The sequence below is a fragment of the Vibrio sp. ECSMB14106 genome, assembly GCF_000972265.1.
In the GTDB taxonomy this organism is placed as follows: Bacteria; Pseudomonadota; Gammaproteobacteria; order Enterobacterales; family Vibrionaceae; genus Vibrio; species Vibrio kanaloae.
This window is the reverse complement of record NZ_LAUM01000014.1, coordinates 116,713-140,143: the sequence shown is the minus strand read 5'-3', so window position 1 is coordinate 140,143 and position 23,431 is coordinate 116,713. Positions and strand designations below refer to the sequence as shown.

Genomic DNA, 23,431 nt, shown 5'->3' with positions numbered 1-23,431 from the left:
GCATACTTTTTAGAGATCCATTTATGAATATGAAGCCCTATTTTACGGACAAGATACCAATCTATAGCAACTAGAATCACCAAACCGATTACAGTTCCCATTATAAAACCTCCCTGCTCATTGAAATATCACTCTAACAAATGGTTAAGAAAGCCTGCGAACGTACACAGGCTATAAATCCGAGTTCTCGTTCTTTACCTAACCCTGTATAAACACTAAGACATTACAACTATCAAACAGAAAAATTCCGTATTTAAATCCAGAATAATTCTTTCTAGCTTCTAAGATAGACAAGCGATATGCAACGAAGCCATTGCATAACAATGGATTATGTCACAGCTAATTTAAGGCATGTGAAAAATCGCTTACTTTAGCTCATCAGGAATGCGGCGATCTTTGTGGTAATACTCTCGGTCGCGGTCGTTGATTTCGCGTATCACTTTGCATGGGTTGCCAACTGCGACGACATTAGCTGGGATGTCTTTGGTGACGATACTGCCTGCGCCTATTACTGAGTTTTCACCAATGGTGACACCGGGAAGTACCACGGTGTGCGCGCCAAGCCATACGTTGTTGCCAATACGAACGGGAACATTGAACTGCGCTGCTTTTAGCCTGAGTTCTGGGCTGATGGGATGTGTGCCAGTGGCGATGGTCACGTTAGGCGCAATCATCACGTTGTCGCCGATGAATACGTCTGTGTCGTCAACCAGAGTTAAATTGAAGTTTACGTATATGTTGCTGCCTAGGTGCGTGTGACGCCCCCAGTTCGCATGTAATGGTGGTTCAATGTAGCAACCCTCACCGACTTCGGCGAACAGCTGCTTCATTATCTGCTGTCGTTTATCACCTTCGCTCGGGCGAGTGTGATTAAAATCGTATAGCACTTCTAAGCATTGAGTTTGCTCAGCAACCAAATCAACGTCGTCACAGTAGTACACTTCTTGGCTGTGCATTTTAGCCTTTATATCCATGTTTAAACCTATTTGATCATTGCCTTATGTCGGCATAAATAAAGAAACAGATGGATAATTTGAAGTTTCACTGGCCTCAATGCAAGTTGGATGAATTAACGCGGTCTGATGTTTTCAGCCACACGCCACAGCACACCACTTGGGTCAGTGATACAAAACTCAAGCATTCCCCAAGGCTGTTCAACAACCTCGGAAACGGTAACTTCAAATTCCGACACTACATTAGAGTTTTGGATGTGTTGATACCAACTTTTTACGTCTTCAGCCAGCAAGTGCATCATGTAATTGTGACAGTGCGCAGGTTCATAAAAGTTTTGCAGAAGGAAGGCACAACTGCCGTGTCGTAGATAGGCGATATCGTGAAGTTCAGACATCACTTCAAAGCCGATTGACTGGTAAAAACGCTTGGATAAATCGAAGTCTTTCGCGGGTACGAAAGACTTAATTTCTGAGACTTTGAGGTTTTCCATCCTACATCCTTATAGTGTTGATATTCCAGTGCTGACACGCTTAACGCTTTAAGTGGTTACAGCGTTTATTCAGAGCTCTTATTCAGAGTCTTGTTGAAATGAGTCGACTTCGGCTTTAGTTAAATAACGCCACTGGCCTGCTTCAACATCCAAACGAACATCTCCAATCTGTTCACGGTGTAGGCCAACAACTCGATTCCCTACCGCAGCAAACATTCGTTTTACTTGATGAAACTTACCTTCTGTAATGGTCAACAGCACTTCTTTACTGGTAATCACTTCGAGCTCTGCCGGACGCGTCAGTTTTTGCTCGCCTTGCAATTGAATGCCCACTTTGAACTTGTCAGCGACATCGTCTTTAATATCTCGTGACAATGTCACGCGATATACCTTCTTACATGACTTGGTTGGCAGAGTGATGTTGAATGACCATCGCCCATCATCGGTAATCAAGACTAAGCCTGTTGTGTCGGCATCTAAGCGCCCTGCGATGTGCAGTTCTGATGCTTTGTCTATCTCGATGCAGTTGAACAGTGAAGGATAAACTTCATCGACATTAGAACAGATAGTACCCGCAGGCTTGTGCATTAAGAGGTATCGAAATTCACGCAACTTAAGCGGCGTGCCATTCAACAAGATGGTGTTGCTTTCATGAACCTGAGCTGATTCATCGGTGACTGTTTCACTGTTTACGTTCACCTCGCCATTATGGATGCGTTCAATCGCTTCAGGCTTGGTTAGGTCAGTGCTTTTACATAGGTATTTATCAAGGCGCATTAATCGTCGGCACCACATTTAGCACAAGGCTTGTAAGTTCGTTCACCTTGCTCGATAACCACATAGTCACCAACGCACTTGTCACATAAAGCGAGCTTTGGGTAAGCCTCTTTTTGTTTCTTTGCGTTAATGTTGCCTTCGGTGGTGTATACGGTTCTCATTTTGATGCCTTTGCTTAAATAACGTGAGAGGCGAAAATTGTATCACTGTTTACATCTTTGATTGGAGTGGTGGTTCATAGATAAATTGATTTTAAATACCGTTATTCCAAGTTTCCACACCGTAACGGCTTAACCATGAACAACAAAGTCAACGTGCCACGCCTATCAGTGGTAAAATGATAAAAGCTCACCAACTTATGAAGTCGATAATGAAAGATTGTAATCAATGCGGAAAATGCTGTATCAAATACGGAGATGGCGACCTTGCCGCGACTCAAGAAGAGATCGATTTGTGGGAGTTGTTCAACCCAGACATCTTTGAATATGTTCGAGGAAGCGAGATATGGTTTGATCCTGAATCCGGCGAACGTTTAACTCGATGCCCTTTTCTGGAGCTGGTTCCAACAAAAGACACCAAGGCTCAAGCCAAGTACACATGTAGTATTTACTTAGACCGACCAGAAGATTGCCGACACTACCCAAGCCTAATTAACGAGATGGTACGAGATGAGTGTGAAATGATTGAGGTGGTGGATTTACAAGACACGAAGAAAGCTCAAAGGAAACTCGACCTGTTGATGAAAGACAGCCGCCCTTCAAGCTATTCGTAAACGATGATCTTTTGAAGATCAATCTTCAATAACGGCTAATAACGGCTAAAATCTTAAGCCAAATACTGGTTCGCTTCTAACCAATCAAGCGCAACCAGTGCTGCCAACGAACATACCGCTCTGTCGTTGCTATCCACAAACTTAAGCTCTTCGATTTCGGCATCTGGAGACAGTTCGCCAGTATAATCAGCAAGATAACAAGTCAATTGCACCGATACGCCTTCCGCTTTGCCATCAGCTTGGCCTGTAAAGGTCTCAACGTATTTGATGGAATCTGGCACTAAATCGACTGAGATCTCTTCTTTGATTTCGCGAAGCAGTGCTTGCTCGTCACTTTCGCCAGCTTCACGCTTACCACCCGGTAGGTAGAACAGTTCTTTGCCTTTTGATCTCACCATCAACAACTTGCCGTCTTTGATGAATATCCAAGCCAGCTTATCAATTACCTTATTCATGTTCTTAGACCTTATTTCTGTTTTAGTTTTCGTTTTTTATTTAATCTGGCCGCGTTACTAGTCGCGACCAAACAAAGCCTACGTATGTTACACGCTGGAGTGAATAGACTCTATTGAATCGAATCGGAAATATCATAACCAAAACGCAAAATGACAGCTTTCGAGGCAATGCTCATCAACTGTCATTGGCGATGTTTACGGATTGCTCTCTAGCTGTTCATAGATAGAATCAATCGACTAGCCACTTAAGCGCAGAGTCGTGTTCTTCGAATGACTTGATCTCACCAGACACAAACCAGCTCCCTACTTTTGAAGCGAATTCTTGCCAGCTTTTATCAACATATATCGCGATTTTGTCTATCTTCGAATTGAGCTCTAATCCTAGTTTGAAATCATCCCAAGCAGCACGTAACTCCCAACCCGTTAAGGTAGAGATGTCGACCAGCATCTTGAGTTTAGATGAATCGAGTTCTTCTAGCGTGGTATTTAGAATTGGCATCATTGCTTGATAGTCATCATGTGTGAGTTTGCCTTTCGCTTTAAACACAACAATAGTTTCACCGCTAACACGTTCAATTCCAACCGATATTCCGTGACGTTCGATACTCATAATCTAGCCCTCATAGTGGAAACTAGAGTTAGCTTAGAGGATTAAATAGCAAAGAGATGAGAGGTTGGCGTCAAAACGGACAAGCGCTTTATCTGAACTTAATATCAGAGAGTTAATCGCGCTTTTCCAACAGTTCGCTTAGGGATTGAACTTGCATGATATTCGGATGCTCTGACTTAAGATCAGCACCTTCCGTGTTCAACCACACCGTATTCAAACCCGCTTCAAGTGCTGGGTAAATGTCTTTCTCTAAGGTGTCACCTACCATGGTGGTGTCTTGTGGTTCAACACCTAGTTGGGAAATGATGGCAGGATAAAAGCCCGGCTCTAACTTAGAAAAACCAATGCTCGCCTTACAAAAGTAACCCAAGATATATTGAGACAGGCCAACACGCTCGAAGGCACGAATGATGTCGTCTTTACTGGAATCACCAGCATTGGTGGCAACGTAGACTTGATGATTTTTGGAGAGTTCAGCCAGTAATGCACGAGCACCACTCACTTCTTGTACAGTTTCCCAGTCACACATCTTCCCTTGTGCGTCTGGTAAATCGACCATCAGCGTATTGCCCCAGTCGAATATGACTATTTCTGTTAACTCGATTAGCTTTGTCATCTAGCCTCCTGCATACGATGAATTATCTAATGTTTAAGCGAGCCTATAAAAACTTCTCGAACGGTTAGGCTCATTATGGTCAACCTTGTTACTATTTATGGAGCACGATCTTCTAAACACAAAATACCCTTTACTGATAAACCACTTTGAAACGCTCTAATACCAGCATCATGTCTTCAATTGGCGAGATTTTTAGCTCTTCACATTCACGAGAAAAGAAGTTCCAGTGCGCTTCTCGCCACCATTCGAGTGTTTTATCACCCTCACCTTCTGCGGCAGCAAATTCAGCGGTTACTTCATTGTATTTGCACAATGACACTGAGGTAATCTCTACAATGCAAACTGGCTTGCCGTCCCAATCGGTGACGACTTGTAGATGGCCAACCATCGGTCTCGCCTCACCTTCATGGCTGTACCAATATTCAAGGCTGCAAGACGCTTGTTTTTCACCTTTAAGAATCAACTGTGCACACAAGTTGGCGTTGTATTCGTCGGCACAGTAATAGTCGGCACTAAAAGAGGTGTATTGCGAAGCCACTTCGGCTGGCAATGTGCTGAGGTAGCTATCGAGATAAGCTTGGCTTCTTTCTTCCATGATCTTTCCAGTTTGAATATAAGGTTCAGTCAGTTAGCCCTCAGTAAGGGAGTAACAGACAGTAGTCTTGTAGCAATTGAAAATGCAGAAAAACAAAAAGGACCTAGAATTCTCTAAGCCCTTTAAAGTGATAACGCTTGGTAACTCTATATTTGATAATGACACCAAAGATTAGCGAGTTACTCCAACGATTACTCTTCGATGTAGAACGCTTCTACAGTACCTTTAAGAGTAATAAGCATAGGTTGACCACGACGATCTAGCGCTTTAGGAGAAGGGATCTTAACCCAACCTTCGCTGATGCAGTATTCTTCAACATCCGTACGCTCTTTACCATTTAGACGAATGCCGATTGGGTATTCGAAACACTCAGCCACGTGATGTGGGCTGCGTGGGTTGCCTGCAAGATGATCTGGTAAAGCTGGTTTTGAATTAGTATCGCTCATGTTCATTACCTGTATGTGCGTAAATAAAAAAAGTGCGTCATTCTAGTCAATATAAGCTTGTTGCTCAACCACTGCAGTAATAAATCGTACTGATAGCTTATATAACCGTTAGTTGCCTGATTTAGCAGCAAGATATCGGGTATATATACACTAGAATTTGCAGGTTGATGCATTTCCAGTAGACGAGTGTTGGTCACATTGTCTAAATACCACTTTTTTGTCTGAACGCCCTCTCAATAAGCAACTGAGCTCACTATATTAAAGCGATTGTATTTTCTGTTTCAACTGTATTTTGCTCGCTTCTAGCCAATCGAGGATGACTCGTCGCGCTGCCTCTGTAGGTGGCGCATTACGTTTCCCGCAGATTTGGTCGATTTCAAAAGGAAACGACTTGTTAGGAACTCGGCGCAAACCTATGGTTAGCCTTTGTGGTTTAAACATACGAAACGCGATATAGCGATCGCTCATGATGCGGTTATGATATACACCAATGCAGTGTTTTTGCTCCACGCCCTCTTGCTCAAGATCGTAGTAATCGATAATGGGGTGGATATTATCATTGCCTAACAACGGAACAGGATAAGGTATATCCATATCTACAGGGCGATTCCCCTCTAAACGACGCAACTGACGCTGCTCTGTCCAACGATCATGAAGTTGTTCAAACATTGCAAATGAGTTCTGGCTGGTGATTGAACGCAGAGGGTCATCGATGTCTAAATCCTGCCCCAATAATATCGCATCTTGAAACATAGCCATTTTCGACGGTGTATTGAGCCTTCCCTCTTCAACCATTGCGATACCCAATCGGCTGCCAGTTAAAAACGGATGAACCTGATCCAACCGCAAGGCAGTGTAACCCACTTTGGAGTAATGCTTGAACTTGAGGACTCGCCTTTGCAGCGGTTCAAGAATACGTACAATATGGTCAAGCTCATCACCCACATTGTAGTGTAATTCTAACTTATCGATGAACTTAAGCGTTGCTTTACTGCTATCTAACCCCAGTTTTGCGAGAATTTTCTTTTGCCCTAAACGGCTCAGATCCAATGCACTTTGGTTATCGACGCTGTATTTCATACAGATCAATGCCAAAATAACCGGACGTAATTCCAACAATTGTGCCGCTTCATACGTATTCGCAGCTAACCACAACATTTGATATTGGTACTCTGGAAAATCGTCTGTGATTTCACGATACCGAGCCGGCAACGAATCTAACCAGCGACCTGTTACATCAAATTGCTCAATGAGATTTAAACTTAAGCCAATCCCACCATCAAGCGGGCGTCGCTCATCTTTAAGCACATGAAAACCAATGAGCTTTTGCGACCAGTCACTAATTTCAATGTCGTAATCAAAGCCTAATGTTCGAGTGGGAATAGTGAGTAGTACGGTCATGGATGTCTCTTAGTTATTAGCGATTGATCTGTCGAATCACGTAAAGTAACGATATGTGGCTTTGATATGCCTTCTCATGGCTTTGTCGAGCATCGAACTCGCATCACTATAACAACCTTTTGTAAATTTCTTATCAATCAAAGTGATATAAATGTGAAAGTATTTAGAAGATCTTTGCATGATGATTTTCGCCAATATGAGATCCCTTCGATATCATTTGCTCAAACAAAAACTATGCTTAGTACATCACTCACAACAATAGGCTTTAATTATGGAATACCGACATATTCTGGTCGCACTTGAGCTAACTGACGACACTAAAATCCTCATTGATAAAGCGATCTTCTTCGCAGACAAACTAGAAGCAAGCATTTCGTTTGTCTATATCGACGGGACTCACGGAGAAATTTACCCAGAACTCGTTGATATTCATGAAGATAATATTGATTTGCCTTTCAATGAAGATGCGATAACAAAGTTAAGAGTATTCGAAACTTACGCCAACCAGCCAATTAAACATATATTTGTGGGTACAGGGGATTTGAACGATAAGCTCAAAAACACGATTGAAACACACGGGGTAGACCTATTGCTGTGTGGGCACCATCATGATTTTTGGCACAAAATCATTTCCCATTCAAAGCAGCTTATCGACACATCTCCGGTCGACATTCTCGTGGTTCCTATGGAATAACTGTTTTGGTATAAAACCAACGTCACTGCCAACCTCTATCGGTATTATTGGTTGGCTTATACTGACCTCTTTATATCTTGCTTTTGACCTAAACTAAACCCTTCCTATCTCTGTCTCTCAAAAATAATTTGTGATCTTGGCGGCTTGTCAGCGCGTAGTCGTCTAATAGCTAATAAATCACAATAATTTGATTTGCTTATCAAACTGATACCTACGATTCACACCATACGTTTATAAACTAGGACGTGTTATGAAATTCAATACTGTGCGCCTCATCTTAGGTGACCAACTCAACATTGAGCACTCTTGGTTTCAGCAAGTTAACGATGATATCATTTACATAATCGCAGAGCTCAAACAAGAAACCGATTACGTTGATTCTCACATTCAGAAAGTCGTGGCATTTTTCTCCGCCATGTCTTACTTCGCTAAAGAACTCACCCAACAAGGTCATCAGGTGCTGCATTTAACACTGGATGACACGGCGCAATTTGAAAACCTAGACGGCCTACTTCAACACTATGTACACGAGTTCGATGCTGACAAGTTCGAATACCAGAGGCCAGATGAATATCGTCTGCTTCAGCAAATGGCGAAGCTCAAGCTAACCAATGTCACCAAAGGGTGTTGCGATACAGAGCACTTCTTATTTCCGTTTGAGGAGATAGAGACGAAGTTCCCGCAAGATAAACACATCATGATGGAACACTTCTATCGCCGAATGAGAAAACGTTTCAACATTCTGTTGGAAGATGAAAAACCGGTTGGTGGTAAGTGGAATTACGATGCCAATAACCGTAAAAAGCTTAAGAAGCAAGACATTGGCAACTTACCACAGCCTTTGATGTTCGCTAACAATATCTCGGACATTTTGAAGCGTATCGAGCGGCATCACGTCAAAACGATTGGCGAAGTTGACGCTCAACTCTTATGGCCAGTGAACCGTGCTCAAAGCTTGTCTCTACTCGCCCATTTTTGCCAAGTCTGCTTGCCATTGTTCGGTCAATTTCAAGATGCAATGACAACAGAACACGATTCAAAGTGGAGTTTGTATCATAGTCGCCTCTCTTTCTCATTGAACAGCAAGCTGCTAAGCCCTCGTGAAGTAATTGAAGCGGCACTTTCGGCTTATGAAGCCTCTAAAGCTCAAGATAAAGCAAGCATCGATATTGCGCAGGTGGAAGGTTTCGTACGTCAGATACTCGGTTGGCGCGAATACATTCGTGGCGTGTATTGGGCTAACATGCCCGCTTATGCCAATAAAAACCATTATCTAGCCGACCGACAATTACCTCATTACTTTTGGGATGGTCAAACCAAGATGAATTGCATGAAGCACGCCATTGGTCAATCTCTAAAGTTTGCTTATGCGCATCACATTCAGAGGCTGATGATCACTGGCAACTTCTGTTTGATAGCTGGAATATCACCTGACCAAGTCGACAGTTGGTACCTTGGCATTTACGTAGATGCGATTGAATGGGTCGAAATGCCAAATACACGAGGGATGGCGTTATTTGCTGATGGAGGTATCGTAGGAACTAAGCCCTATGCTGCCAGTGGTTCATACATCAATCGTATGAGTGACTACTGTAAAGGCTGTCATTACCAAATAAAAGCGCGCAGTGGTGAAGCCTCTTGTCCGTTCAACAGCTTGTACTGGCGCTTTATGAACCTACATCGTGATGAGTTAAACCGAAACCCTAGAATGGGCATGCTTTATCGATCTTGGGACAATATGGACGAACAAGACCAACAAGCCATTCTCGACACCGCAGAACAACGACTGATGAACTTGGAGAACTTATAATGGTGGAACAACTCAGACTACAAGTATTGGTTATTGGTGGGAGTGGCGGTATTGGTTCCGCTGTCGTTCAACGCCTCTTGTCTGAACTGTCTCATTTTGATTTTCTTGATGTACATGTAGACGCGACTTACCACTATCAACGGCCTACTCTTGAAGACAAACGACTTCATTGGCATCAACTCGACGCAACCAGCGAAGCGGAAGTCGCACAACTGAGCGCAAAATTTAATCGACTTGATTGGTTAATCAACTGTGTAGGGATGCTTCACACACCAGACCTTGGGCCAGAAAAGAACTTGTCGTCCATTGCACCAGAATTTTTTCTGAAAAATATCTCGGTCAATACGTTACCAAGCCTGTTGTTGGCTAAGCATTTCACTCCGATTCTCAAATCCAGCGACAATCCAAAGTTCGCCGTCGTTTCAGCCAAAGTCGGCAGTATTTCAGATAACAGATTAGGCGGTTGGTACAGCTACCGTTCATCGAAAGCGGCGTTGAATATGTTCATTAAAACCATGTCGATTGAATGGCGACGGACTATAAAGCAAGGAACAGTCTTAGCACTGCACCCAGGAACAACCGACACATCACTTTCAAAGCCTTTTCAGGCGAATGTTCCAGAAGGAAAGCTGTTCAAATCGGATTACGTCGCTCATCAACTGGTTAAGATTATTAGCGGTGCAACGCCAAAGAGCAGTGGCAATTTTTACGCCTACAATGGTGAGCAATTGACGTGGTAGTGAGTAAAAACAGAAAACCCAACAGAGTTGTGACTCTGCTGGGTTAATTTGGTTAAAGCGGCTCGTTGACACTAAAGCTATCATTTCAAAAACAGAGGCATATAAGCGGTCAAATAACGTCCAAAACTGATCAGTACAAGTCTGAATGAGTACGATTACTCAGACCAATTAAACTTACTCTCATCGACCCCGTCTTTGACCTCTTTTACACGATCTCTCCGGTGTTGCTCTTCGATTCTCGCAGAGTCAATTTCTTGCATGATAGCTTCGATATCCGCCAAATCATCGCTTTCCTTAAACTCACCAGTAAGCTTACTGTCTGGCTTTAGATCACCTTTTTCATATAATGCCCACATTTCCTTGGCGTACTCTGTCGTTGATAACTCGGGCGCAAACTGAGCATAATAGTCACGGATATTATTAACATCACGAGTCAACATCCACTCTGCATTATTATTTGCAGAAGCATCGACGGCTTGCGGCAAATCGATGATCACTGGACCATATTCATCTACAAGAACATTGAACTCAGACAAATCACCATGAATCAGGCCAACACATAGCATTTTCACCACGTAGCTCATCATCACTTGGTGATCTTCAATCGCTTGTTCAGCGGGCATCACGACATCGTTCAATCGAGGTGCGACATAGCCATCGTCATCGGTAACCAACTCCATTAGCAACACGCCATCGAAACAACCAAAAGGTTGCGGTACCCTTACGCCCGCTTCTGCCAGTTTATATAAGGCATCAACTTCAGCACTTTGCCATACTTTTTCTTGTTGCTCACGACCAAAACCAGACCCTTTTTCCATGGCTCTAGCGCGACGGCTATTACGGACCTTTCGCCCTTCTCGATAGGCTGTTGCTTTCTTAAAGCTACGTTGGCTTATTTCTTTATAAACCTTGGCACAACGGATCGTATCGCCGCAGCGTACTATGTACACTGATGCTTCTTTGCCACTCATGAGTTGGCTTGTCACCTCGTCGACTAAACCATCGTCAACTAAGGGCTGTATTCTTTTAGGTATCTTCATGCCGCCTTTATACATGAGTTATCTGCAGATAGAAATATTAACTGAAGAAATGAAAGATGTGATTATCAGAGAGAAGCTTTCGACGACACTCGAGTCTCGCCTTAGGGGATGACGGTTAGGGCGGCTTCTATCCTACTGTTGTATTCGCTCAAATTAGCGAAAAACAGAGTAAAACAACAAACAGTCACATCTTTTTATGAACGAACCCAAATTAAACAATGTCGACAAAGATATTATGAATATGCCCAACTTCGTCACTCTCGAGAAGGAGTAACAACTAAGTCGGGCACCTAATAATTAAGCCATAACTGTTAACTGATCGGTAACTTTTAATTAAGCAGTCACTTTGTATTGAGATTCCATTTCACTCACACCAAGGCCTGAGTGCTTAGTTACTTTCAACTGAACCGGGACACGCTCTTTCAATGCTTCAACGTGGCTTATTACACCAATCATCTTGCCTGAAGCATTCAAGTTATCTAATGCGTTTAAGGCAATATCCAAGGTATCGCTGTCTAGCGTGCCGAAGCCTTCGTCGAGGAACAGTGAATCAATACTGGTCTTGTGGCTCACAAGGTCAGATAGCGCCAATGCCAATGCCAAACTCACCAAGAAGCTTTCACCACCCGAGAGCGTTTTGGTATCTCGCATCACGTCGCCCTGCCAGGTATCTAACACTTGCAGTTCTAACCCGTCATCCGCTTTACGTTGTAACTCGTAACGGCCATGCAAACGTTGCAACTGCTTATTAGCTAGATATACCAAATTCTCAAGGGTTAAGCCTTGAGCGAACTTACGGAATTTGTCACCATTTCTGGAACCAATCAAAGAGTTCAAACGTGAGATATCATCAAACTCTAATTGCTGTGCTTCAATTAGCTTAAACAGATCTTGTTGGTTACTACGGTTTTGACGGTCCGTTTCTAAATTCGCAGAAATTGCACCAATTTGAGAAGCATGGCTCTGTCGTTTGTTTTGATATTCAACCGTCGCCTGCTCGACTTCACTTTGCGGTGTGGTGCTCCACGTTGCGGCTTTTTCATGATCTTGCAGCTCAGATCGATTAGCTTTGGCACTGTTCAACCTTGCCTGAGCACTCACGATTGCTTCATCAAGTGTCTTCTTCAAGCTTCGCAGTTGTGCGGTTAACGCTTCATCAAGCAGTGAAGACTCAAAGTCGGCATCAGTTGCGAAAGGACTCGACGCTAACGCCTGGTCCCACAATTGCTTCATTTCAACTTGTGCCTGTTGTTTTGTCGCCAATTCTTCGGTGTAACTGGCGTGCTTAATTTGTTCTTTTAGATGTTCGCGTTCACAACCGTTGAATTCTGTTTGAGATACTTCAAGATTAGTGACGGCATCACTCATTTTTTGCTTCATTGCTTGAATCGTTGACTGGACATCGTTATCACCAAACAATTGTTTTCTTGATTCAGTGATCGACGCTAGCTCTTTAGTTAAAGATTCAACCTCAAGGTTTGCGTTGGCGGTCTCGTTGGCTAGCGATTCCAATTTGTCATCGAGTGCTGTCAGCTCTGCACGCTTACTAATCAACTGTTTATCTAAATCATCGTGTTGCAGCTTCGTCGCTTGCCATAAATCAGAAGCTTCCTTTTTTTGAGCAAACCAAGCGTCAATATGTTCAAGTTCTGGCGCCTCAATCGAGGTCTCAGCAATACTTTCTTTAAGTTCAGTCCACTGCAATGCTTTGGATTGGGAGCACTTTTCAGCTTGATCAACCTGAGCCTCCGTTTTCGTGGTTAGATCCGTTAGACGTTGTTCCGATAACTCCAAGTTCGCCTGCGCTTTATTGGCCATGATGCTTGCGGTTGTACGTTGTTTTTCAGCGTCTAGGTAAACATTTTTCGCATCAATCACGGCACGTAACTGGTAAATAACTTCGTTAAGCTGTTGCTCACAAGATTCAGTAAAAAAGCTTACCGTTTCACTATCACCTAGTGCCTCAATAGACGGTAGCTTGACGTTTAGCAAGCCACCTTGAGACACAAAACTCACATACACTTGTTCAAGTTTATTTAAGGTGTTTGCCCAATTTAACTTTGCTTGTTCAACATCAGCCTGCGTACGTTTAAGCTCATCTTTAATCCCATTAATGATTGGTACAATCGAATCCAACTGCTGGCGATGTTCAGTGCCTTCTTTTTCAATAACCGCGAGAGCTTGTTCTTCACGTTCTTTTTGTGAAATCAAATCCGTCAGATCTTGTGACTGTTCAATCGCATGATTAGCTGAGCCACACAATGGACAATCCATCCCCGGCTGCAACGCCGCGCGATACTTCGCGAGCTCGCCTTCTTGCTCAATTAAACGAATCAATCGTTCAAGTGACGTTTTGTTTTTTTGGTAACGCTCCACCAGAACTTCACGCTCTTGCGTCAATTTATCCGACCGATGAATGTGGTTAGAAAGCTCAGCTTCTTTAACAGCAATACGCTGAGTGGCTTGTAGATAACCACGATTGATATCGACTAGCGTGTTGGTATGACGGCTCCAATATTCAAGCAGATCTTTGCTTTCATTCAGTGCCCCTTCACTGTTTTGTTGCTGCAGTGTGTCCCATTTAAGCTTGGCGTCATTCTCGACAGCAACTCGTTCAGCCAATGTTTTGTCTTGTGTAAGTTTCAACTCTCGAGATGTCTGTACTAGCGTTTGCTGTGTTTCTAACGCTTTGTTGGCACCTTGAACACTACTTAATAATTCAGTGTGCTGCGTTTCAAGGGCTCGAACTTGATCGACTTTGAATTGCCATTGCCCTAGGTACTTTTCGAGTTGCTTATCGGCTTGATGCGTCTCTAAATACTGTGCATGGATCTTTTCTTGTTGCTGAACAGAAGCGATGGCTTGGCTGAGTACTGTATGTTTGTGACGTTGTTCAACCTCTTGTTGATTCAAAGCTTTAACGTTTTTCTCAGCCGTGACTTGTTTGTCTTTGAGTACTGAGATTTGGTTGTCTAGCGGTCGAACTTGCTCAATGATCTTCTCTTGATCTTGTTGTTCTTGTTTTATTTGCTCAACCAGCGCGCTTTGCGTTTTAAGCTTGTCACTAGCAGCTGATTTCTCTGCATCTCGCTCAGCTAATCTTTTCGTGCTGCTTTCAAGGTTGGCTTGAGTCACTTGCACATCTTGATCGCTGCGTTGCACATCTTTATACAGTGGGCGCAATTTTTCTGCAGGCTCGCTTTTAGCTAAGCGATCCAGTGAGGATTGGTTTTCAGATAGGTTGTCTTGTGCTTGTTTTAAGTCTTGTTCACCATTGACGATAGCCAAGTCAGTTTTGGTTACGTCTTTCCACCAGCTTAAATGGGCATTCCATTCGACCAGTTGCTGAGCCAACACAGCTTGCTCTGCTTCTAATCTATCGCGATCCGTTATCAACTCTTGAATTTGTTCTTCCGTTAACAGGCTCACCCCCTCAGCCTTTGCTTTAAGGTGATTAAGTGACTCTTCACTCGATTTAAAGTGATCGTAAATCCGTTCTGAAATCAAGCTGTAGACTTCTGTACCAGTCAACTCTTCAAGTAACTCAGCTCTGTCGTTCGCATTTGCGTTTAAGAAAGCAGCGAACTCACCTTGCGACAACATTATCGATTTAGTGAATCGAGAAAAATCCAAACCCGTTACGGTTTCAACCCTCTTAATTTTCTTAGTCAGCTGCGTTTCTAAAATATCATCGCTATCTGCATCTGCAAGCTCACAGGTCGGTGTTTGCAGTGCCCCATCGTGTTTGCCGCGCGCTCTCTTATGGTGAAAATTGGAGCGGTAAGTTTTACCTTTTACTTCAAATTCAATCTCAGCAAAACACTCACCTGTACCACGTGTCATCAGCTCATTGGTGCCCTTGGCAATACTTTTCAAACGTGGTGTACGGTGGAACAGTGCCAAACACATCGCATCAAGAATCGTGGTTTTACCGGCTCCAGTTGGGCCAGTAATCGCGAACAAGCCATTTTCGGCAAAAGGTGACTTTGTGAAATCGAGTTTCCAGCGACCTTTTAAGGAGTTTAGGTTTTCAAATTCTAAGCTTAAGATTTTCATTCTGGATTACTCTTCTGAACCGTTTAAACCGTCAGTTCCGTGAGAAACTTCGGCAATCACTTGCTTAAACTTGACAGTCATTCTTTCTAAGCGTTCTTTCTCGGTGTCACTTTCAAACTCTTCAAGGGCGATACGTTTTTCAAACACATCCATTGGCGTGAGTTCCGCTAAGGTTTCGGCAGATTCGTGTTCTAACGCTTGATTGCGGCGTTCTCTTGCTCTTCTTAACTGAAGCACTTCAACGTTTAAACCTTCGGTTAACGCGCGCATGCGCTCTTGCAAATCCGATAAGTAATCTTGCGCTTGAACTTCTATCGACAACCATACGCTTTGCTCCTCTTCCATATCAATATATTGATTCAGTTGAGATTCAATTTCGCTCAAATCGCCTTTGATTTCGGCCAGAGGTTGGAATATCGGTACTTCAAGTTGAGAAATCGAGCGCTCACCTTGAACAAACTCAACCACACACACTTGCTTTTTAGATTTCAGTTCATCAAAACTGAGCGGAATTGGCGAGCCGCAGTAACGAATGTGTTCACGCTTAGCGACCACTTGAGGGCGATGAATATGGCCTAGAGCAATATAATCAGCATTTGGGAAACCATCTGCAGCAAAACCATCAAGGTTACCAACATAAATATCACGCACCGAATCAGATTGCTTAACACCCATGGCGGTCAAATGCCCTGTTGCGATGATTGGCATTGTGTCGCGATTTTCGAAAGTATTACGCTTAGCAACGGCCGCATCGTAGACACTTTGATAATGTTGTTTGATCGCATCACCCAGTTGTTTCTGACGTTCCACCCCCTTGATACCCGCTTGGCTCGTTAAAACATCACGAGGGCGGATAAAAGGAATCGCACAGACTAAAGCTTCAACCTTGCCACTCTTACCTTTCAACTCGACAACCTGAGTCGCATGATCTTCATTAGTATTCGGAATCACATCTGCACCCATATACTTCAGTAATTGCTGTGTTTCTTTAAGCACTGAAACCGAATCATGGTTACCACCCAATAACACCAGTTGACAGCCAATCTTATTCGAGTCTACAACAAACTTGTTATACATCTCGCGAGCATAGCTTGGTGGAGTGCTGGTATCGAAAATATCACCGGCGACGATAATCGCGTCGATATCATGTTCAGTCACTTGCTCTAGCAACCATTGCAAAAACCGTTCATGTTCATTCTTTCGGCTTTTATTGTAGAAGTTTTGGCCAAGGTGCCAATCGGACGTGTGAAGAATTTTCATTGCGGCTCACTGGATGTCTGTAATATCCATAATCTACCAAAATTGTTCGCACAATTCTTTTTATAAGCTTGTGAAAACCAACTAATTTGGCAGGTTTATGTGAAGTCAATTAAGGTGCATACCAACGACGACTGAGCAGGCACAAAAAACGCTCACCGTGAGATAGGTTTGACAATCAAATAGGCAGAGCCATGATTATCTAGACGCTGAAGCCATTTTCGCAGAAATAGCAACCCGTTAACGATTAAGAAGAATCACTGATAACCAAATAAAAAGGTTGCTGAGAGCAACCTTTTTATTTTCTAAATGTTGAGGGCTTTGGCCATGTTAATAACCCCACCGCTCAATTCATCACACTGCAATGCTCATGAAATGGCTGTTTGGATCTAATCGGTAATCCGCGAAAGGTTCACAATAATCAAAGCCAAATTTCTCATACAAACTACGAGCAGGTTTAAAGTATGCTTCCGACCCCGTTTCTAAACTTATTCGTTGATACTGGCGAATAATGGCTGTGTCCAAAACGTGTTGTAACAACTTGCTTGCTACACCGGACTGCCTCGCAAATTGAGAAGTTCGCATCGATTTAAGCTCTGCGTGGTTGTGATCAAGCTCTTTAATAGCAACGCACCCGAGTAATTGGTTGTCTTTCCAAGCACTGAAAAAAGTAATCTCTGGTGATTTCAAGGCTTTAATATCCAGCGCGTGTACACTCTCAGGTGGAGAAGTCGCATACATATCCGCTAAATGTTCTTCTAGTAACTCAATCACTTCCCCGCCCGACAAGTCGTCGATTTTTATTTCCATAGCTGATTCATTTTCCTTAATAAACTCTTAACCCATTTCGACAATGTAAACTGGCGCCACCTTCATAAATCATGGATATCATGGTTTTACTATATAGTGTCGCTGCATTCATTTCCGATCCATTTTTAACACTCAAATAACAATAAAACAACCAATAGCATGGCACGGTTCTTTACTCAAAGTATCTGTTTTCAATAAAAAAATAGTCAAGTCGCTAGAAAATAGAATAACAGCGTAACTGCAAACCTATAACCTATAACCTATAACCTATAACCTACGAATGAAGAGCAATGAGAATTGTTTTAGAAATGAGCGTAATCGCTATTTAAGTCGAGAAGTTAATCTAATATTTTCTTGTTATTTTCGAGTACTAGTTTAACATGCGCCACCCCCATTTTTTCAGCAAATGCTGCAGGTAACTATGTCCGCCAATGTACTCTATACCGACCTATCTGGTTACTACGATTTAATGTGCGTCGACATTGACTACCAAACTCAGAGTAACTGCGTTCGTAGGCTACATCAGATTTTTGGCAACGAAGGTAAAACGCACTTAGACCTTGGATGTGGTACTGGCCCACATGTTCGACACTTTATTGATTATGGCTATCAAAGCAACGGCCTTGATTTGAATAGACCTATGCTAGACATTGCTCAATTACGTTGTCCTGAAGCCAAATTCTCTTTGCAGAACATGAGCAACTTTGAAGTATCTGAACCTCTGGATCTGATTACTTGCTTCTTATATTCAATCCATTACAACGACGGCATAGACAAATTGAAAGAATGCATTGCGAGCGTTCACCGAGCACTTAAGCAAGGCGGTATATTCTGCTTCAATGTAGTAGACAAAGAGAAGATCAACAACGACCTGTTTGTTAGACACACAACGAACCAAGAACAAGACAATTTTACTTTCCGTTCCGGTTGGTATTACTCGGGTGAAAGCAGCAAGCAGGCGTTAAAACTCACGATTGAGAAAACCACCGCAGGTAAAACACAAGTTTGGAATGATGAACACCCGATGGTGGCGTTCTCGTTCAAACAGTTGATCGAAATATTGGAGCCCTATTTTGATGTTCATATCTTCGAACACGATTACGATAAGCTATTGCCTTGGGATAACATTTCAGGAAATGCACTGATCACGTGTGTCAAAGCCTAGTCAACTCATTCAACGTATAAAGCCTACGCGCTTACTCTACTTGTTTAAAATCATAGTGAGTTTAAAAGCTAAAACGAAAGCCCCACGCAACAGCTAAATTGAATTGCCCTCAATAGTTGGTCACCAATTATTGGGGGCTTTCTTTATTGGTTAATTCATTTAACTGGCGGTCCATACCAAACGTAAGCGTGTGTCTTTCGCAATGATAACAAGATGAATATTAAAACAATCTTTGTGGGGAGATCGCCATTTGCTTTCTATACCCTACTCCCGGGACAATAATAGCGTTCAACTAGTGAGATAAAGTTCGCTTTGTCTACTTCACTAAGCTGGTTGATACCTGCCGCTGCTTTTCTACCGCCACCCGTTGCGAAGCTAGAGCAAATTTCATCGGCACCGGTTCTGTTTGATAATGGTGCCCGCAGGCTCACCGTGTAAGATTTACCATCTTGATTTTTCGTTAACACCGCTTGTGCACGATGGGAGTCTTGATTTACGATCTCATTACCAAATACACCACTAATGCGTCTTGCCCAAGCCTCTCCCGGCAATTCAAACACACGAACGACTTCACTCTCATATACTGGGACTAGGTTCGATAATTGTTGATGATCATTTTGATAAGCCGCGCGCAAGCGATAAAACACGGAGTCTTTGTCATCCAAAAGGTGAAATGGATTTGGATATTGATAAAGAGTTTGGTAAAGCGTAATAGGCGTGAAGTGTAGGTCGCTCAATGACGTACCGTAACCGTTATAGTTAACCAAAGTACCCAGCTCTTCCAAAAAAGCGATTTGGGGGTCATCAAATCCATTTTCAACCGCTAACTGTGTTGCAACCGTTTTAAGGTTATCACCAAAAGCCGCGGCAATTGCCCATGCTACATACTCACCGTTTAGCTTTTGATTTATCAACAAACTGGTACAGCACTCTGGCGCTGTATTAACAAGAGTCTCCAAGTGCTGAGATCTCGGAACTTCTCCCGTGCGATGGTGATCGCAATAGAATACATCAATATTGGCATCTAACAGATTGTGTAACGCTGATAGGTTTTTCTCCATGGATACGTCCAGTACCGCGACAGACGAAACATTTCCCTGCTCGACCATTTGAGTGACCACTTGAGACACTAATTTAATGTCTCGCTTTACACCAGAGATCAACACACTGTCTTTTGGCTCGCTTAAACGCAGCTGTAATAACGCGATGATGCCATCTGCATCTCCATTGAATACATCGTAATGCATTTGTCTTTTTCCCTTCTGAGGCTTAACCACCAATTGAAAATGTGGCCCTCGATCTAATTAAGTTTATACGCTACTTTATAGACAGTTTGTCATCATTTTAGGTCGATTTCACATATACTTAAGGCCATTTTGGAATGCCTTATTCTTCTTTTACAGTCGTTATTGATTTAGAAAACTCAACAGCTTCCCACTATCCCCCTCTGTTACTGCTGCTACTACTACCATTAAGATCAAAATGGCACTGTTTTTCATTCTATAACGTCACTTCCCTGTCATTTTCATCTTGTCAAATTAGCCTTTAGTATTTGTTTCGAGCATAAAAAAGCGCAGATAAACTGCGCCTTTTAGTTCTTGCTTGCGATACAACGTTTTGTTGAATATCGCTTCTCTATCAGAGCGAGCTATGACGTCTTAAACTGCGCGACCGCCCTATCCATATCATTGGCTTGTTCAGCTACTTTATCAACTTCAACTAAACAATGTTGAGCTGATGCATTGTTGTCGTTAGAGATAGTATTCAATTCCGTGATCGAATCGCTCACTTGTGCCATTACGGCACCCTGCTCTTCAATAGCAGAAGCAATACGCTCGGAGTTTCCTTGGATGCTTTCCATATCACTCAAGATCAATTGTAAGCTTCCGTCTAACTCTTCTGAATCTTTTAACGTCAGTTGACCTTGTTGGTTGCATTCGCCAATTTCGGTCATCGAGGCATGCATTTGGCTTTGGATTGCGGTTACTACACTGGTGATTTCCGTTGTTGACTGATGCGTTCTGCTTGCGAGTGCTCGTACTTCATCGGCAACAACGGCAAAGCCTCGCCCTTGTTCCCCTGCACGTGCTGCTTCAATTGCTGCGTTCAATGCCAGTAAATTGGTTTGTTCTGCAATGCCTTGGATGATATTCACCGCATCACCAATTTGGTCAACATGATGGTTCAACGAACTAATGGAGTCTTGACTGCTTGAAAGACGTTCAGACAAACGAGTGATATTGTCAATGGTATCTACCACGACTTCGCGTCCTTTATCGGCATTCACTTTAGCTTGATGTACACCTTCTGCGGCGACCGATGTGCTCTCTGAGATTTCACCGATAGTTAGCACCATTTCTTGTACTGATGCTGTCATCGTTGAGGTGTGATTTGCTTGCACTTCAAACTGTTTAATGACCGACACCAACTCATCATGCATGTTAGATGTACTTTGTGTCAGTTGAAGTGACTTAGATTGAGATGCGGCGATCAAACTCTCTAGTTGGTCAAGCAGTTGGTTGAAGTATTGCCCTAGTTTTCCGAGTTCGTCTTGGCCGTCGAGGTGCGAACGAATTGACACGTCGTTAGAATCCACAATATTTCTAATAACCGCGAGTAAAGATTCAATCTTACCAATGATAGAACGCACGATTAACCAGCTGAACACAATGATAGTCAACAGTAGTGTGATACACAGGATGTTGTTTATCAAAGAGCGTTGGTCCATCTCTTCTTGAGCTTCTCGGTCAAGTACTTCTGAGAACTCTGAAAATTGATTTTCAATAGCGTGAGAGGCAGAACGTGTTTCCCCCAACAGACCTTCATTGTGCTTTAAGCCAATAACTCGCTTCTGCGCGACTACTTGTTTTGCAGCATCTAACAATGCGTTCGAATTCACGGTAAGCACGCTTGGATCGAATTCCCCCTTTTCAATCAGGTCATTAAATCGGTATAGCTCGACTTTTTGTTCCGTATTGGCCGTTGCGCTGATGTTGTCCAATTGCGCGTAAAACTGCCCGAGCAAACCTTTATCACGTGCTAATCCAATAACTTCATTCGCTTTTACCAGCTGAACAAAACTTGTGTAGTACGTTTCAATGTCTTGTCGTAAGCGTGTGCTGTTGACCAAGCCTAAATCGCTAAGTACCACGTTGAGTTGCGCTTCAGACGCTAAGAATTTGTTGTAGTTGGTGTCGAACTTGTCGAGATATTTCAAATCGCTACGTAACAAGAAGTCTTTCTCGTTACGACGCAGGTTGAGCAAACGAACTTCGAGTTCTTTGGTAATCTGCTTAGCCTGGCTCATCTGAGCGGTTGTGTCTGCAAATTGTGAGGTGGTAAACAGCAATGAAATCATGCCGAAGATGGAAAACATTCCCAGTGAATAGAGCTTTTTCTTTATGTTCATATAGGTAACTCGTCTTGACTAATCTAACTATGGGTATCTAAGTTTTTATGTGAATTTTACTATCTAGCTCTCGTGGTATAACTCGTGCTGTTTCATTCTTTTTAGCTGTAGCTGCAGCGAACATTAAGCTAGGAGCATGAAACGAATGCAACTCATCGACAACACCGTTCTCAATGGCATTTGAACTCACCCGCTAACATTAAAATTATCAATAACACAGATAAGTTACATATACATTAGTAAGGCATTAAAAATTTGCAGGTCTAATTTGATGGGTTGAATAGGGTTTGAACAATTGACGACACAAAGCTTTGAATCAAAAGACTTTAGCCCTTTATTTACCTAAAAATTTTTATGCTCTTATTTTGACTCATCAGAGCAGTTTATTTCCTCATCAACCCAGCCTAATAGTTGCTTGGTCGCTTTAGACAAGACTTGGTTTTGTCGAACGACATAGCCTAGGCTAGTGCTAGAGAATCCGGTAAGTGGTGTAATTTTCGACTTCAAATACTGTTTGGTGGATATCGCAAATTCAGGAATGATGGCGACACCAAACCCCGCTTCTGCCCAGTCGATTTGGGCGTCAACACTCCCTACTTCCATCACCCTGTAATTAGATAAATTAAGGCTTGGCAGACCTTCATCGATAAAATCACGAGTTCTTGTATCGTGGCCAAGCAGAATCAAAGTTAGCTCTGTATCAGACTCAGCCTCCTTAGCATCATTTTTTTTATGATTATCCGCAATTTGGACTTCAAACCCATCGCCAAGTGCACACCATGATAACTCCTGAAGCTCAACAAAATGCAGTGACTCATTCTGTTGCTCTTTGGAAATAACAAAACCAAGATCGGCTTGAGCATTCTTAACCAAACTCGATGCTTGAGATGACGTGGTATTCAATAGCGTAAGGTCGATACCCGGATACTGCGCTTTGAATTTCTGGAACGGGCGAATCAACAAGAACCGAGAAATGATGTCACTTACAGCAATGGTTAACGTCCCTATTTTAAGGTCGTTTATAGCATTGAGATCCGTCTGACAAATCTGTAGTTCGAGTAACGTTCTTTGGCTTGTTTCCAATAACCTCTCACCCGCTTGAGTCAGTTGAAATGGGCTTCTCTCTATCAACTTAATACGCGTTTGTTGCTCTAATTGCTTTAAGTGCAAGCTCACATTGGGTTGCGTCATGTGCAGTGCATTCGCCGCTTTCCCGAAATGCTTATATTCCGCTAGCGTCACAAACGTCTTCAACAAATTAATATCAAGCATCATATCCCTCCGTGTTTTTCCACATTATATATGGAATCCTTATCAAGATAATAAAGATAATT

The 23,431-nt window shown here is 42.8% G+C and carries 22 protein-coding genes; 5 read left to right on the top strand and 17 right to left on the bottom strand.

The window, feature by feature from the left end; all coding sequences use genetic code 11:
* Positions 1–365: 365 nt before the first annotated feature.
* From WR49_RS11730 to WR49_RS21475, 4 genes are all read right to left on the bottom strand, one after another.
* Complete coding sequence (locus WR49_RS11730; protein ID WP_046224130.1) at positions 366–974, bottom strand: sugar O-acetyltransferase; 609 nt, start codon at positions 972–974, stop codon at positions 366–368.
* A gap of 95 nt (positions 975–1,069) precedes the next feature.
* Positions 1,070–1,444, bottom strand: a complete 375-nt coding sequence (locus tag WR49_RS11725; RefSeq protein ID WP_046224129.1) for a VOC family protein — start codon at positions 1,442–1,444, stop codon at positions 1,070–1,072.
* A gap of 78 nt (positions 1,445–1,522) precedes the next feature.
* A complete protein-coding gene (locus tag WR49_RS11720; protein WP_046224128.1) occupies positions 1,523–2,221 on the bottom strand; it encodes a pseudouridine synthase in 699 nt (232 codons plus the stop codon).
* Positions 2,221–2,382, bottom strand: a complete 162-nt coding sequence (locus tag WR49_RS21475; RefSeq protein ID WP_017059212.1) for a hypothetical protein — start codon at positions 2,380–2,382, stop codon at positions 2,221–2,223. The genes WR49_RS11720 and WR49_RS21475 overlap by 1 nt, the downstream gene beginning before the upstream one ends.
* Before the next feature lie 209 nt (positions 2,383–2,591).
* Between WR49_RS21475 and WR49_RS11710 the strand changes: the two genes are divergently transcribed.
* Positions 2,592–2,993 (top strand): YkgJ family cysteine cluster protein, encoded by a 402-nt coding sequence (locus WR49_RS11710; RefSeq protein WP_017065706.1) that lies wholly within the window; start codon positions 2,592–2,594, stop codon positions 2,991–2,993.
* A 53-nt stretch (positions 2,994–3,046) separates the two neighbouring features.
* On the opposite strand, the gene WR49_RS11705 is transcribed toward WR49_RS11710, so the two are convergent.
* From WR49_RS11705 to WR49_RS11680, 6 genes are all read right to left on the bottom strand, one after another.
* Positions 3,047–3,448 carry an NUDIX hydrolase gene (locus WR49_RS11705; protein WP_046224127.1) on the bottom strand — a complete coding sequence of 134 codons (402 nt, stop codon included), beginning with the start codon at positions 3,446–3,448 and terminating at the stop codon, positions 3,047–3,049.
* A gap of 229 nt (positions 3,449–3,677) precedes the next feature.
* Positions 3,678–4,058, bottom strand: a complete 381-nt coding sequence (locus tag WR49_RS11700; RefSeq protein ID WP_046224126.1) for an STAS/SEC14 domain-containing protein — start codon at positions 4,056–4,058, stop codon at positions 3,678–3,680.
* Between the two features lie 112 nt (positions 4,059–4,170).
* Positions 4,171–4,674 (bottom strand): HAD family hydrolase, encoded by a 504-nt coding sequence (locus tag WR49_RS11695; protein WP_046224125.1) that lies wholly within the window; start codon positions 4,672–4,674, stop codon positions 4,171–4,173.
* Positions 4,675–4,804: 130 nt separating this feature from the next.
* Complete coding sequence (locus WR49_RS11690; RefSeq protein ID WP_046224124.1) at positions 4,805–5,269, bottom strand: ASCH domain-containing protein; 465 nt, start codon at positions 5,267–5,269, stop codon at positions 4,805–4,807.
* A 191-nt stretch (positions 5,270–5,460) separates the two neighbouring features.
* Entirely contained in the window at positions 5,461–5,715 is a 255-nt protein-coding gene (locus WR49_RS11685; RefSeq protein ID WP_017057369.1) for a DUF3297 family protein, read from the bottom strand.
* A 258-nt stretch (positions 5,716–5,973) separates the two neighbouring features.
* A complete protein-coding gene (locus WR49_RS11680) occupies positions 5,974–7,116 on the bottom strand; it encodes a PcfJ domain-containing protein (RefSeq protein ID WP_046224123.1) in 1,143 nt (380 codons plus the stop codon).
* Positions 7,117–7,387: 271 nt separating this feature from the next.
* Between WR49_RS11680 and WR49_RS11675 the strand changes: the two genes are divergently transcribed.
* The 3 genes from WR49_RS11675 (at position 7,388) to WR49_RS11665 (ending at position 10,360) form a co-directional block, all read left to right on the top strand.
* Positions 7,388–7,810, top strand: a complete 423-nt coding sequence (locus WR49_RS11675) for a universal stress protein (RefSeq protein ID WP_017057371.1) — start codon at positions 7,388–7,390, stop codon at positions 7,808–7,810.
* A 250-nt stretch (positions 7,811–8,060) separates the two neighbouring features.
* Positions 8,061–9,620, top strand: coding sequence for a cryptochrome/photolyase family protein (locus WR49_RS11670; protein WP_046224122.1), 1,560 nt, complete (start codon positions 8,061–8,063; stop codon positions 9,618–9,620).
* On the top strand, positions 9,620–10,360 hold the full coding sequence (locus tag WR49_RS11665; RefSeq protein WP_017057373.1) for an SDR family oxidoreductase: 741 nt from the start codon (positions 9,620–9,622) through the stop codon (positions 10,358–10,360). Before WR49_RS11670 ends, WR49_RS11665 begins: the two co-directional genes overlap by 1 nt.
* A gap of 155 nt (positions 10,361–10,515) precedes the next feature.
* On the opposite strand, the gene WR49_RS11660 is transcribed toward WR49_RS11665, so the two are convergent.
* From WR49_RS11660 to WR49_RS11645, 4 genes are all read right to left on the bottom strand, one after another.
* The gene (locus WR49_RS11660; RefSeq protein WP_331428879.1) at positions 10,516–11,400 is read right to left on the bottom strand and encodes a PA4780 family RIO1-like protein kinase; all 885 of its coding nucleotides are present in this window, start codon (positions 11,398–11,400) and stop codon (positions 10,516–10,518) included.
* Between the two features lie 333 nt (positions 11,401–11,733).
* Complete coding sequence (locus tag WR49_RS11655) at positions 11,734–15,456, bottom strand: SbcC/MukB-like Walker B domain-containing protein (RefSeq protein WP_046224121.1); 3,723 nt, start codon at positions 15,454–15,456, stop codon at positions 11,734–11,736.
* Positions 15,457–15,462: 6 nt separating this feature from the next.
* Positions 15,463–16,716 (bottom strand): exonuclease subunit SbcD, encoded by a 1,254-nt coding sequence (gene sbcD / locus WR49_RS11650; protein ID WP_046224120.1) that lies wholly within the window; start codon positions 16,714–16,716, stop codon positions 15,463–15,465.
* Between the two features lie 351 nt (positions 16,717–17,067).
* Positions 17,068–17,523 (bottom strand): GNAT family N-acetyltransferase, encoded by a 456-nt coding sequence (locus WR49_RS11645; RefSeq protein WP_017057379.1) that lies wholly within the window; start codon positions 17,521–17,523, stop codon positions 17,068–17,070.
* Between the two features lie 421 nt (positions 17,524–17,944).
* Between WR49_RS11645 and WR49_RS11640 the strand changes: the two genes are divergently transcribed.
* Complete coding sequence (locus WR49_RS11640) at positions 17,945–18,688, top strand: class I SAM-dependent DNA methyltransferase (protein ID WP_046224119.1); 744 nt, start codon at positions 17,945–17,947, stop codon at positions 18,686–18,688.
* Between the two features lie 257 nt (positions 18,689–18,945).
* On the opposite strand, the gene WR49_RS11635 is transcribed toward WR49_RS11640, so the two are convergent.
* From WR49_RS11635 to WR49_RS11625, 3 genes are all read right to left on the bottom strand, one after another.
* Positions 18,946–19,935 carry a hypothetical protein gene (locus WR49_RS11635; RefSeq protein WP_046224118.1) on the bottom strand — a complete coding sequence of 330 codons (990 nt, stop codon included), beginning with the start codon at positions 19,933–19,935 and terminating at the stop codon, positions 18,946–18,948.
* A 401-nt stretch (positions 19,936–20,336) separates the two neighbouring features.
* Positions 20,337–22,046, bottom strand: coding sequence for a methyl-accepting chemotaxis protein (locus WR49_RS11630; protein WP_046224153.1), 1,710 nt, complete (start codon positions 22,044–22,046; stop codon positions 20,337–20,339).
* Between the two features lie 411 nt (positions 22,047–22,457).
* Complete coding sequence (locus WR49_RS11625) at positions 22,458–23,372, bottom strand: LysR family transcriptional regulator (protein WP_046224117.1); 915 nt, start codon at positions 23,370–23,372, stop codon at positions 22,458–22,460.
* Positions 23,373–23,431 lie beyond the last annotated feature (59 nt).

What these genes read in the sequence shown, in the direction of transcription:
- WR49_RS11730 (WP_046224130.1), bottom strand. Translation starts at nt 974, where the DNA reads ATGGATATAAAGGCTAAAATGCACAGCCAAGAAGTGTACTACTGTGAC.
- WR49_RS11725 (WP_046224129.1), bottom strand. Translation starts at nt 1,444, where the DNA reads ATGGAAAACCTCAAAGTCTCAGAAATTAAGTCTTTCGTACCCGCGAAA.
- WR49_RS11720 (WP_046224128.1), bottom strand. Translation starts at nt 2,221, where the DNA reads ATGCGCCTTGATAAATACCTATGTAAAAGCACTGACCTAACCAAGCCT.
- WR49_RS21475 (WP_017059212.1), bottom strand. Translation starts at nt 2,382, where the DNA reads ATGAGAACCGTATACACCACCGAAGGCAACATTAACGCAAAGAAACAA.
- WR49_RS11710 (WP_017065706.1), top strand. Translation starts at nt 2,592, where the DNA reads ATGAAAGATTGTAATCAATGCGGAAAATGCTGTATCAAATACGGAGAT.
- WR49_RS11705 (WP_046224127.1), bottom strand. Translation starts at nt 3,448, where the DNA reads ATGAATAAGGTAATTGATAAGCTGGCTTGGATATTCATCAAAGACGGC.
- WR49_RS11700 (WP_046224126.1), bottom strand. Translation starts at nt 4,058, where the DNA reads ATGAGTATCGAACGTCACGGAATATCGGTTGGAATTGAACGTGTTAGC.
- WR49_RS11695 (WP_046224125.1), bottom strand. Translation starts at nt 4,674, where the DNA reads ATGACAAAGCTAATCGAGTTAACAGAAATAGTCATATTCGACTGGGGC.
- WR49_RS11690 (WP_046224124.1), bottom strand. Translation starts at nt 5,269, where the DNA reads ATGGAAGAAAGAAGCCAAGCTTATCTCGATAGCTACCTCAGCACATTG.
- WR49_RS11685 (WP_017057369.1), bottom strand. Translation starts at nt 5,715, where the DNA reads ATGAGCGATACTAATTCAAAACCAGCTTTACCAGATCATCTTGCAGGC.
- WR49_RS11680 (WP_046224123.1), bottom strand. Translation starts at nt 7,116, where the DNA reads ATGACCGTACTACTCACTATTCCCACTCGAACATTAGGCTTTGATTAC.
- WR49_RS11675 (WP_017057371.1), top strand. Translation starts at nt 7,388, where the DNA reads ATGGAATACCGACATATTCTGGTCGCACTTGAGCTAACTGACGACACT.
- WR49_RS11670 (WP_046224122.1), top strand. Translation starts at nt 8,061, where the DNA reads ATGAAATTCAATACTGTGCGCCTCATCTTAGGTGACCAACTCAACATT.
- WR49_RS11665 (WP_017057373.1), top strand. Translation starts at nt 9,620, where the DNA reads ATGGTGGAACAACTCAGACTACAAGTATTGGTTATTGGTGGGAGTGGC.
- WR49_RS11660 (WP_331428879.1), bottom strand. Translation starts at nt 11,400, where the DNA reads ATGAAGATACCTAAAAGAATACAGCCCTTAGTTGACGATGGTTTAGTC.
- WR49_RS11655 (WP_046224121.1), bottom strand. Translation starts at nt 15,456, where the DNA reads ATGAAAATCTTAAGCTTAGAATTTGAAAACCTAAACTCCTTAAAAGGT.
- sbcD (WP_046224120.1), bottom strand. Translation starts at nt 16,716, where the DNA reads ATGAAAATTCTTCACACGTCCGATTGGCACCTTGGCCAAAACTTCTAC.
- WR49_RS11645 (WP_017057379.1), bottom strand. Translation starts at nt 17,523, where the DNA reads ATGGAAATAAAAATCGACGACTTGTCGGGCGGGGAAGTGATTGAGTTA.
- WR49_RS11640 (WP_046224119.1), top strand. Translation starts at nt 17,945, where the DNA reads ATGTCCGCCAATGTACTCTATACCGACCTATCTGGTTACTACGATTTA.
- WR49_RS11635 (WP_046224118.1), bottom strand. Translation starts at nt 19,935, where the DNA reads ATGCATTACGATGTATTCAATGGAGATGCAGATGGCATCATCGCGTTA.
- WR49_RS11630 (WP_046224153.1), bottom strand. Translation starts at nt 22,046, where the DNA reads ATGATTTCATTGCTGTTTACCACCTCACAATTTGCAGACACAACCGCT.
- WR49_RS11625 (WP_046224117.1), bottom strand. Translation starts at nt 23,372, where the DNA reads ATGATGCTTGATATTAATTTGTTGAAGACGTTTGTGACGCTAGCGGAA.